The sequence below is a fragment of the Rhodococcus sp. Z13 genome, assembly GCF_025837095.1.
GTDB classification, from domain to species: domain Bacteria; phylum Actinomycetota; class Actinomycetes; order Mycobacteriales; family Mycobacteriaceae; genus Rhodococcus; species Rhodococcus sacchari.
Genome location: NZ_CP107551.1, coordinates 3,296,525 through 3,306,881, shown reverse-complemented (window position 1 = coordinate 3,306,881; position 10,357 = coordinate 3,296,525). Strand labels below are relative to the sequence as shown.

General features: G+C 66.4%; 8 protein-coding genes. 4 read left to right on the top strand and 4 right to left on the bottom strand.

Going from position 1 to position 10,357, the window contains the following annotated elements; genetic code table 11:
* Window positions 1-28: 28 nt before the first annotated feature.
* Together OED52_RS20835 and OED52_RS15295 are read left to right on the top strand one after the other, a co-directional pair.
* Complete coding sequence (locus OED52_RS20835; protein ID WP_459565460.1) at window positions 29-835, top strand: alpha/beta fold hydrolase; 807 nt, start codon at window positions 29-31, stop codon at window positions 833-835.
* Between the two features lie 160 nt (window positions 836-995).
* Window positions 996-3,647: an amino acid adenylation domain-containing protein gene (locus tag OED52_RS15295; RefSeq protein ID WP_264151704.1), complete on the top strand. Its 2,652-nt coding sequence runs from the start codon at window positions 996-998 to the stop codon at window positions 3,645-3,647.
* A 96-nt stretch (window positions 3,648-3,743) separates the two neighbouring features.
* Here OED52_RS15295 and OED52_RS15290 read toward each other — a convergent pair whose 3' ends face one another.
* From OED52_RS15290 to OED52_RS15275, 4 genes are all read right to left on the bottom strand, one after another.
* Window positions 3,744-4,787: an alpha/beta hydrolase gene (locus tag OED52_RS15290; protein ID WP_264151703.1), complete on the bottom strand. Its 1,044-nt coding sequence runs from the start codon at window positions 4,785-4,787 to the stop codon at window positions 3,744-3,746.
* A gap of 149 nt (window positions 4,788-4,936) precedes the next feature.
* A complete protein-coding gene (locus OED52_RS15285; protein ID WP_264151702.1) occupies window positions 4,937-5,782 on the bottom strand; it encodes an ABC transporter permease in 846 nt (281 codons plus the stop codon).
* Window positions 5,783-5,795: 13 nt separating this feature from the next.
* Window positions 5,796-6,635: an ABC transporter permease gene (locus tag OED52_RS15280; RefSeq protein WP_264151701.1), complete on the bottom strand. Its 840-nt coding sequence runs from the start codon at window positions 6,633-6,635 to the stop codon at window positions 5,796-5,798.
* 1 nt (window position 6,636) lies between these two features.
* On the bottom strand, window positions 6,637-7,665 hold the full coding sequence (locus tag OED52_RS15275; RefSeq protein WP_264151700.1) for an ATP-binding cassette domain-containing protein: 1,029 nt from the start codon (window positions 7,663-7,665) through the stop codon (window positions 6,637-6,639).
* Between the two features lie 260 nt (window positions 7,666-7,925).
* Between OED52_RS15275 and OED52_RS15270 the strand changes: the two genes are divergently transcribed.
* The gene (locus OED52_RS15270) at window positions 7,926-9,584 is read left to right on the top strand and encodes an amidase (protein WP_264154721.1); all 1,659 of its coding nucleotides are present in this window, start codon (window positions 7,926-7,928) and stop codon (window positions 9,582-9,584) included.
* Window positions 9,585-10,035: 451 nt separating this feature from the next.
* Window positions 10,036-10,341 (top strand): 30S ribosomal protein S10, encoded by a 306-nt coding sequence (gene rpsJ / locus OED52_RS15265; protein ID WP_003938093.1) that lies wholly within the window; start codon window positions 10,036-10,038, stop codon window positions 10,339-10,341.
* The last annotated feature ends 16 nt before the right edge of the window (window positions 10,342-10,357 follow it).

Sequence of the window (10,357 nt, the reverse complement as noted above, 5' to 3'; positions counted from 1 at the left end):
CGACAGCGTCGACCGGGAAGAGGTGGACATGTACGGTGTCCTTCTTCCTCTGCGGAAGGGGAACCCGGACCGTGAAGCGCTGTTCTGTGTCCACCCCGTCCAGGGCCTGTCGTGGAGTTATGCCGGACTCGTCCCGCATGTGGATCCTGAGATCGGCATCTACGGTCTGCAGAGCCCCGCAGCGACGGAACCCGACTACCGTGCGGTGTCGATCCGCCGGATGGCGAGCCGATACGTCGAGGAGATCAAGCAGGTCCAGAAGCACGGGCCGTACCACCTGGTGGGTTGGTCGCTCGGCGGGGTGATCGCCCACGAGATCGCGGTGCAGCTGCAGGAACTCGGCGACGAGGTCGCCGCTCTCGTCCTGCTCGACAGCTACCTCGATGTGGACAAGGAGGCGACCTATCTGGAGCTGAACGCGGCATTCGGCATCTCGGTGTCGGACTTCGTGTCTCCCAGCGGTACCAGTGATGCGCTCGACGAATTCCATCGGCGAGTGGTCGAATTCGTGGGTGAGTCGCTCGCACCGTCGTTGCAGCAGCTGAGAGGGCTGACCTCGGCGGCGGTGGAAGCAGCGCGTCTCATCGACGAGCATGCCCCACGCGTGTTCTCCGGGAACATGGTGTACTTCGCGGCGCAGGAGCAGGGGGAGGACCCGAGCGGTGCGCGGCAATGGCGCCCGCACGTGGACGGAACGATCGACATCGTGCCGCTCCCGTTCACCCACGGTGAGCTGGGAACTCCGCGAGCGTTGGGAATCGTCGGCGACGCCGTGAACGGGGTCCTGACGGGCAAAGAGGTGTCGAAGTGGGATGGGAGGCCGACTCAGGAATAGCCGGTGGCCATCGGGGGAGGCTACGACGGCTCTGGAATTTGACGCTTCACCGGCACGGGAAGGCTTCGGTTTCTCGTTCCACGGCGGTGAGGAGTGCGAGGAAGCCTGCAACAGGGTGGTTGGAGGCCTCCTGTAGTCGTCCTGTGATGGGGGTTTCGAAATGCCAGCAGTACACACCGATCTGGTGCCGACCGAGGAACCGGCGCCCACGGTCTCCGTGGCCGACCTGTTCGAGGTACGGGCGCGGGCCTCGGCCGACCTGGTCGCCGTCACAGCCGGCGAGCGTTCGGTCACCTACGGCGAACTGGACGAGTTGTCGAACCGCTGGGCTCGGCGCCTGATCGCGGCAGGCGCTGCACCCGGGCGTACCGTCGCCGTAGCGTTGCCCCGCGACATCTCACTCGTCGTGCTCGTCGTCGCCGTGGCGAAGACCGGGGCGGCCTACCTCCCGCTCGACACGACCCACCCGCCGGAACGGCTGGTGAGAATTCTCGAGGACGCCGAACCGGATCTGCTGATCGTGGAATCCGCACAGTTCCAGGTGGAAGCGACGCGCTCCCTCCCACCTGTCCTCGAGATCGAGGACGAGGACCCGGCGAACTGGAGCGCAGTCCCGATCACCGATGCGGACCGTCGCGGCCCGGTACACCGGGACGACACCGCCTATGTGGTCTACACCTCGGGATCGACGGGCACGCCGAAGGGTGTCGCCGTCTCGCACCGCAATGTGACCTCGCTGTTCGTGCGCACTCTGCCGCTCTTCGAGTTCGGTGGAACCGACGTGTGGACGCTCTTCCACAGCTGCGCATTCGACTTCGCGGTCTGGGAGATGTGGGGCGCTCTCGTTCACGGTGCCCGGCTCGTCGTGGTGGACCACCCGACCTCGAGGGACCCCGAGAAGTTCCGGGCGCTGGTCGCCGCGGAAGGTGTCACGGTTCTGAACCTGACCCCCTCCGCGTTCTATCAGTTCGTCGAGGCCGACCGGACCGCCTCGGAGGGCGCGGGGGAGTCCACCCTCGCTCTGCGACACGTGATCCTCGGCGGGGAAGCCCTCAAGCTCGTGCACCTGGCTCCCTGGTTCTCGCGGTACGGAGACGAGACGCCATGCGTGACCAACATGTACGGCATCACCGAGACGACGGTCCATACGTCGTTCCAACGGATCACCGCCGATCTGGCGCTGCAGGGGGTTCCCTCCCTGATCGGCCGGCCGCTCCCGGACGTGGGCATCCACGTCCTCGACGATCGCCTGAATCCCGTCCCTATGGGGCAGGCGGGGGAGGTGTACGTGACCGGCGATCAGGTGGCGCAGGGATATGTGAACCGAAGTGCTCTCACCGCAACGAGGTTCGTCGCGGACCCGTACTCGTCCACTGGAACGGTGATGTACCGCACCGGCGACGTCGCCCGGTGGGACGAGCAGGAACGTCTGGTCTACCTCGGCAGATCGGACGCGCAGGTGCAGGTGCGGGGATTCCGGATCGAGCTGGAGGAGGTGGAAGCCGCGCTGCTCGGATGTGAGCCCGTGGTGAACGCCGCCGCCGCGGTACGGACGGACGACCGGTTCGGTGATCGGCTCGTCGGATACATCGTCGTACGAGAAGGCGAATCCGTGGACCCCGCGGCCGCCCGGACCCGGCTTGCTGCGTTCCTGCCCCCCTACATGGTGCCGGACGCGGTCGTGCTCCTCGAACGTCTGCCGCTCACCGTCAACGGAAAACTGGACCGCGCGGCTCTGCCCGCCCCGGTGTTCGTGTCCACCAAGCCGTACAGAGCACCCCGAACGGAGACGGAACGCTGTGTGGCGACGGTGTTCGCCGACGTGCTGGACGTCGAGCGCATCGGGCTCGACGACGGATTCTTCGAACTCGGGGGGAACTCGCTCCTCGCCGCGGCTGCCGTGGCGATGCTGCGGGACTCGCTCGGGCAGGACGTCGATCTCCGATGGGTGATGGCCACGCCGACGCCCGCCGGTCTGGCGAGCCGCATCGATGCGGCGGCGAGCGAGACGTTCCGGTCGGGAGCCACCGCCTCGGGACTGGAGGTCCTCTTCCCGCTGCGAGCGGGTGAAGGTCCCGGGGTCTTCATCGTCCACCCCTTGATGGGACTCGCGTGGTCGTACATCGGTCTTGCTCTCGCCCTGGACTTTCCCGGCCCCGTCGTCGGACTGCAGACGCCGGCCCTGACCGACGACGGTCCGCTTCCCGAATCGATCGGCGAACTCGCAGCGCGCTATGTCGCCGAGATCAGGTCGATCCAACCCGAGGGGCCGTTTCACCTCGTGGGGTGGTCGCTCGGCGGCGTCATAGCCCACTGCATGGCGACCACTCTGCAGGAGTCCGGAGCCGAGGTCGGCAGCCTCGTCCTGATGGACGCCCTCCTCGATTCGAAGCTCGAGAACTTCTACGACGCCCTGGTCCAAGCCTTCGCCCCGATGGGGGTCCACCTGACCGCCGACGAGGCAGTCGACGGTCTCAGCACGGAGAACGCCCAGCGCATCGCCGATCTGGTCTCGGCCAACGTGGGGCCGATCACGCCGGAGCAGGTTCGCAGGGTGTTCTCCATGGCGGTCGATTCGCCGGAGCAGGTCAACAATCATTCACCCGCGACGTTCCGGGGTGATCTCCTCTTTCTCGCCGCAGAGAAGGAACGGGAGGACCCGAACGAGGTCGTCGATCCGTGGCGCGAAGTGGTGGACGGAACGATCGTCGTCCGGATGATCCCGTCGGTGCACAACGACATGGTCTCGGAGGAGTCCGTCGCCGTCATCGCTCCCGTTCTCGACGACTGGCTGAAAGGCTGCCGCCGGTAGAACGAACAACGGGTTGCCCCTTCCGGAGAAGGGACAACCCGTTGTGGCTGGTGGACGCCGGGGCACATACCCCGGGGTGTCGACTGTCGGACCCGCTCAGATACCGAGCGCGTCGGCCAGGAACGGCCACGACTTGTGGAGGTCGTCCTGCCAGTATCCCCACGAGTGGGTGCCGGTCGGACGGAAGTCGACGACGGCAGGAATGCCCAGTTCGTACAGTCGCCGAGCCATGTTGGCGGTGCAGTAGTTGGTGGCGGCCTCGATCACTCCACCGACGATGATCTGGTTCGCGAGATCGGCTTGGCCGTTCTGCATCCGGGGGTTCGCCGGGGTGTCGTTCGGGATGCCGGGCAGACCGTTGCCCGTGCTCATGTAGATCTTGGTGCCACGCAGCTTCTCGGCCTGGACGTAGGGATCGTTCTCGACCCAGCCGGGGCCGTCGAGCGGGCCCCACATGTTCTCGACGCTCTCGGCTCCGCCCCACACCTCGACGACGGTCTTGATGAACTGCTGGCCGATGGGGTCGCTCGACTGGACGCAACCGCTGTACGCGGCGACGCCGTTGTAGAAGCCGGGCTTGTGGATCGCGAGGTTGAAGACCGACGTGGCCGACATCGAGATCGCTGCGAGCGCGCGATTGCCGTCCGCGTTCAGCTCCGCCTCGACGAGCGGAGGCATCTCCTCGTTCAGGAACGTCTCCCACTTGTGGGTACCGATGACCGCATCGTCCTGCTGCCAGTCGGTGTAGTACGACCAGGCACCACCGATCGGCGTCACCACATTGACGTTCTTGTCCTCGAAGAACTCGAGCAGGTCGGTCTGACGCTTCCAGGTCGCGCGGTCCACACCACCGCCTGCACCGTTCAGCAGGTAGAGAACGGGCCGCGGCTCGCTGCGATCGGCGGGGAGGATGACCTCGACCGGGATCGTCCTGTCCATCGACGCCGAGTACACGTTGATCACGATCTCGCGGTCGCTGACGGTCTCGACCGACTCGACGTACGACCCCTCGGAAACAGCGGAGGTACCTTCGGTGGCCGGTGCTGCAAGGGCCTGTCCTGCAGGAACCAGGATGCATGCCGCGGCCGTCGCGGCGGCGCCGACGGCGCGTTTCCAGGTCGCAGTGCTGTGACGCGTCAAGACGACTTTCCTCTCGGTCGGGGCGGCGGGGGTCCGGTGACGGCGCGAACTGGAAGCATACAAGCGCATGCCCACTGGTGCAGCCGGAGTCACGGTACCGTCCGGCAGTGTTGTCGTTCCCGACGGCACTCACCGTTACAGAACGGAGATCAACCGTTCTCGGCTGCGCGGCGGTAGCCGCGCGCGGCAGGGACGGCGAAGACGGCGATCATGCCGACCGACCAGGCGACCGTCTCGAGGAGCGGCCTCGCCAGTTCCCCCCCTTCGGCGAGGGCCCGCATGGTGTCGATCGCACACGACATGGGTTGGTGCTCGACGAACGGCTGCAACCACCGCGGGTAGGCCATCACCGGCACGAAACCCGAGTTGAAGAACATCAGCAGGGTCGCGATGGTGGAGACCAGCTCGACCAGGGGCAGCCTGGTCGACAGTGTCGCCAGGAAGGTGACCATCAGCGCGAAACCCAGGCCGAAGCCGAGAGGGACCACCAGCAGGAGAAGGCCGGATCCGAATCCCTGGGTGAACCGGAAACCGAGAGCGATGCCTGCGGCGAGGATCACGAGGGACGTGACGACCACCCGGATCAGTTCGGCCATCAACCGGCCCACGAGTCCCGCCGCCCGATGGGTCGGGAGGGTGTAGAACCGCGACAGCAGACCGGACTCGCGCTCGGCCCGCAGGCCCACGGCGCTGACCACCGAGCCGAACATCGCGCCGATCAGCACCACCAGCGGCACCATCCCGTATACGGCGGGTGTCCCGGTCGCTGCGGTGATCCGATTCCCGAGCACGATGTGCAGCATCACCAGGGTCACGGCCGGATAGACGAGTGCCTGGATGACGGTCGCCGGATCGCGAACCCATCGGCGGAGCATCCGGCCGCACTGGAGACGGCTGCCGGTCCACAGAGCCTGCAGGGATCTCTCGTCCGCACCGCGGGCCGGCGTAGGAGCGAACGAACGGCTCGTGTCCACCCCGGGGACGGTTCCGGTCATCTCGTCCACCCCGTCACCCCCGCCTCGTGCTCGCCCACACGGCCATCGGGATGCAGACGACGGCGAGACCTGCGAGCCACAGCACGCTCGGCACGAGGGCCTGCCAGGTCGCGCCCGTGTCGGTCATGGCTCTCATCGCATCCGAGAACTGCGAGATCGGCTGGTTGCGCACGAACGGGCGAATCCACTCGGGAAAATCCTTCTCGGGCACGAACCCGGTGGACAGCATTCCCAGAATCAACTGCGGCAGGGTCAATGCCTGAGCTGTCGCCTCGGGACTCTTCGAGAGACTCCCGATCGCATCCGCTCCGAAACACAGCACCGCGGAGATCAGCAGCGCCGACACACAGAACAACAGAGCCTGCCCGATACCGGCGGAGAACCTGAATCCGATGACGTAGCCGAAGCCGATCGAGGCCAGCACCGAGATCACCGAACGGACCGAGCACGCCGTCATGCGAGCGAGGAGGGGAACACCCACCGCGACGGGCATCGTCTGCATGCGCTGGGTGAGTCCGGTCGTCGACTCGTGAGCCGAGGTCTGGGCGGCCGAGATGGCAGCGAACGCCATCGACTGGAGCACGATGATCGGCATCAGGTACTGCGCGTAGTCGAGGCCACCCAGCTGCATGACGAACTCGAGCGGCAGATAGAAACTCAGGCCGAAGACGACCGGCACGATTACGGCCAGGACCAGTTCGCCATACCGGGCCAGGATCCGGAGCGCTCGTCCGGTGAGGGTCGACCACTGGGCACCGGCCGTCGGTTCCACCGAGCGATGCGCGCCCTCCACCCGTGGCCGACCGGGGTCGGGGAGCCCGCGGAGTCTCGGTTCCTCGGATCTGGTGACCATGTCACTCCCGGCTCGCGGCGATGACAGGTTCGTCGATCTCGTCGTTCGGTGCGAGCGGGTCCCCGGTCGTTGCGCTGTGTCCCGTCAGCTCGAGGAAGACGTCGTCGAGCGAGGGGCGGCGCAGCCCGATATCGGTCAGTTCCACCTCGAGCGGGGCGAGAAGGCGAAGCACCTCACCGAGGGTCACCGCCCCGTGCGGGGCGGGGATCGACAGACGGGCCGACTCGGGCCTCGACGAGAGCTCCGCTCTGACGTGATCCGGTACCAGCGGACCGAGGGCCTCGACGATTCGGGGAAGATCGTGTGCGTCGACCGGGACGATCTCGCAGAAACTCCGTCCCGTCGCCGCCTTGAGTTCGTCGGCCGTGCCGCGGGCGATCACCGTCCCCTTGTCGATGACGATGATGTCGTCGCTCAGCACATCGGCTTCCTCGAGGTACTGGGTGGTGAGCAGAACGGTGATGCCCTGTTCCTTGAGCTTCGACACGAGGTTCCACACCGCCTGCCGAGACCGTGGGTCCAGTCCGGTGGTCGGTTCGTCGAGGAAGACCACCTGGGGCCGGACCACTAGGCCGCATGCCAGATCGACACGTCGGCGCATCCCTCCCGAGTAGCCCTTCACCGGCCGATCCCCGGCATCCGTCAGGTCGAACTCCTCGAGGAGCTGCGCAGCACGTTGCCGGGCGGCCCGCCGGTCGAGGCCCATGAGCCGCCCGAACAGGACGAGATTCTCCCGGCCGGTCAGGGCGTCGTCCAGGGCGGCGAACTGGCCGGTCATCATGATCGATCGACGCACCTCCGCGGCCTCGGTCACGACGTCGAAGCCGGCCACCGAGGCGCTGCCCTCACTGGGCCGGAGGAGGGTGGAGAGGATCTTGACGGTTGTCGTCTTGCCGGCACCGTTGGGACCGAGGACGCCGAGGGCGGACCCGGGGGCAGCGGAGAACGAGATTCCTGCGAGAGCGTGCACGTCGTCGAACCACTTGTGGACGTCCTCGACGTGCACGGCCTGGTCGAAAGATCTGGGCATCACACTCCCACGGTCTCGAACGGTCCCACGGGACGTTGGCTCGGCCGAAGCGCGAGTCGACGCTCGTCGCGATGCTACCGTTCCGTGTGAGATTTGACTCGTGAGCGATGATTCAGAAAATCAAGATTTCGCATACATCGATTCGTATTCCGGATATGTCCGGAATACATCGACAGCCGGACGATGGTACGAGCAATAAGCCTGGAATGCCGCAATTGTACGTATCGGTGGATGCGCAGCCGTTATGTTTGTCTGGAGGAATGAAGAGGGAAATATCCCGTCGGGGATTGTTCGGTGTAGTTGCCGGTGGAGCACTGACATGGGGCGTCGGCGCAGGGGGACGTGCGGCGGCGGCGCCTCGCCATCGGTTACCGGATCCGGGGGATGTCCCGGAGTCCGATCCGGCTCTTCTGACTGCCGTGGAGGCTGCCGCGTTGCTGCAGGCAGGGCGGCTGCATCCGCGCGAGCTGCTCGATGCCTGTCTGTCGAGGACGAGGGAATTCGACGGAGAGATCGGTGCGTGGGTCCGCCTGTATCCGGAGAAGGCCTACGCGGCGGCGGACGTCGCGGGGGAGCGGTTGGCCCGGGCGCGGCGCGACGGAACCTCGGTTCCGCTCGTGTGTGGCCTCCCCGTTGCGGTCAAGGACATCTATGCGGTCGCGGGCCTACCGCTCACCGCCTCGAGCAGGGTGCTCGAAGGCAACATCGCCTCGGGCGATTCGGGTGCCTGGCGCCGGTTGGAGGAGGCCGGTGCCGTTCTCATGGGGCACGCGCACACGGATGAATTCGCCATCGGTCTGGCGACGCCGCAGGTGGGTAATCCGTGGAATCCGGAATTCTCACCGGGCGGTTCCTCCGGAGGTAGCGCGGCGGTGCTCGCGGCACGGTTCGCCCCTCTGGCTCTCGGTAGCGACACCGGGGGCTCGGTACGTCTTCCGGCGAGTGCCTGCGGGGTGTCGTCGATCAAGCCGACCTACGGACGTATCACCTCGTACGGGATGATTCCGCTGACCTGGACACGGGACCACGTCGGGATGATGGGTCGCAGTCTCGCCGATGCTGCGCTGATGATGACGGTGCTCGCCGGCTCCGACGCCACCGACCCGATCACTGCACTCGGTCCGGCGGTTCCGGAGGGCGGATACGCGCTGACCGCTCAGGGAGGGGCTGCGCCTCTCGCCGGTCGGCGGATCGGCGTGGTGTCGAATGTTCACCCGGCACCCGACGGGGCGATCCGCCGGGTGATGGGAGCCGTCGAAGAGGTGATCCGCTCTCTCGGCGCCACAACCGTTCCCGTCGAGTTGCCGGGCATGCCGGATTCTCTCGCGACGGGTGACCTCGTGGAGATGGGCTCCTACCATCAGCAGTTCGCCGATCGCCTGGGTCTGTACCGGGCGGAACACGTCCCGATGGTGGGTGGTGCCGTGGCGTCGCTCGCCGTCCCCGTCGCCGACTACCTGATGTTCGAACGTGATCGCCTGAGATACCAGAACGACTACAACCGGATGTTCGTCGATCACGACCTCGACGCGATCATGCTTCCGGGCACATCTGTCGACGGCGCGCGGCGCACGGACTTCCTCGGGGTCAGTGTCACCGAGGGAGTCACCGGCGACGTGGGATGGGCCAACTATGCGGGCGCTCCCGTGGTCACCCTGCCCGCCGGTTACTCGGACACGACGGGCCTGCCCGTCGGAGTGCAGATCGGGGCGCGTCCCTGGCAGGATGCCGAGCTGATCGCGCTCGGCCTCGAGATCCAGGAGGCGCTGCCGGTGTGGCGGGACGTGCCGCCCCTGTCACCCGCGCCGGCGCGGATCCCCGAGGTGGCCGCGACGACGCCCGGTCCCGGTCCCGATCCGACCAACACCGTCGGTGCGATGGCGCCCTTCCGGGCTCTGCCCATGAGTCCGGTCGGGTGAGAGACCGGCCGATGCGAGGGCGAACCCCGAGGAGTTGAACTTCGGGGCTCGCTCCTGCATACTGATCGGGTTGCCTTGACCGGGCCATGGATGTTTCGCGGCTCGGAACAGGAAAGACATTGCAGTCGCGGATCGAGCCTCACGGCCTGGTCGCGGCCACATGCAAGACGGAAGCAGTACCCCAGTGCGTCCGCACGGACGCAGCCGGTTCCGTTCTGTGCGATGTCGAGACGAGAGTTTCGGCATCCGGAGAATGAGCGGCGGGCCGACACGCCCGACCGCGTGGACCGGAGAACAATGACAGATGAACAGCGGCCAGCGGATCGGATACGTCCGGCTCCCATGTGTTTCGAGTGCTGTTCTCGGTCGCCGTTCCGAGGGGAACTGTGCAGACGAGGTGGTCTCCGGCTCGCCGGGGATCACGAAACGCGGCAAGAAAAGGACACTAAGCGTGGCGGGACAGAAGATCCGCATCAGGCTCAAGGCCTATGACCACGAGGCGATCGACGCATCTGCGCGCAAGATCGTCGAGACGGTGACCCGTACGGGTGCCCGTGTGGTCGGCCCTGTGCCGTTGCCCACCGAGAAGAACGTGTACTGCGTCATCCGCTCGCCGCACAAGTACAAGGACTCGCGCGAGCACTTCGAGATGCGGACGCACAAGCGGCTCATCGACATCCTCGACCCGACGCCGAAGACCGTCGACGCGCTCATGCGCATCGATCTCCCGGCCAGCGTCGACGTCAACATTCAGTGACATTCGATTACAGCGA

Excerpts from the sequence above, each read along its gene's own strand:
- OED52_RS20835 (WP_459565460.1), top strand. The coding sequence starts at position 29 with ATGTACGGTGTCCTTCTTCCTCTGCGGAAGGGGAACCCGGACCGTGAA.
- OED52_RS15295 (WP_264151704.1), top strand. The coding sequence starts at position 996 with ATGCCAGCAGTACACACCGATCTGGTGCCGACCGAGGAACCGGCGCCC.
- OED52_RS15285 (WP_264151702.1), bottom strand. The coding sequence starts at position 5,782 with ATGACCGGAACCGTCCCCGGGGTGGACACGAGCCGTTCGTTCGCTCCT.
- OED52_RS15280 (WP_264151701.1), bottom strand. The coding sequence starts at position 6,635 with ATGGTCACCAGATCCGAGGAACCGAGACTCCGCGGGCTCCCCGACCCC.
- OED52_RS15275 (WP_264151700.1), bottom strand. The coding sequence starts at position 7,665 with ATGCCCAGATCTTTCGACCAGGCCGTGCACGTCGAGGACGTCCACAAG.
- OED52_RS15270 (WP_264154721.1), top strand. The coding sequence starts at position 7,926 with ATGAAGAGGGAAATATCCCGTCGGGGATTGTTCGGTGTAGTTGCCGGT.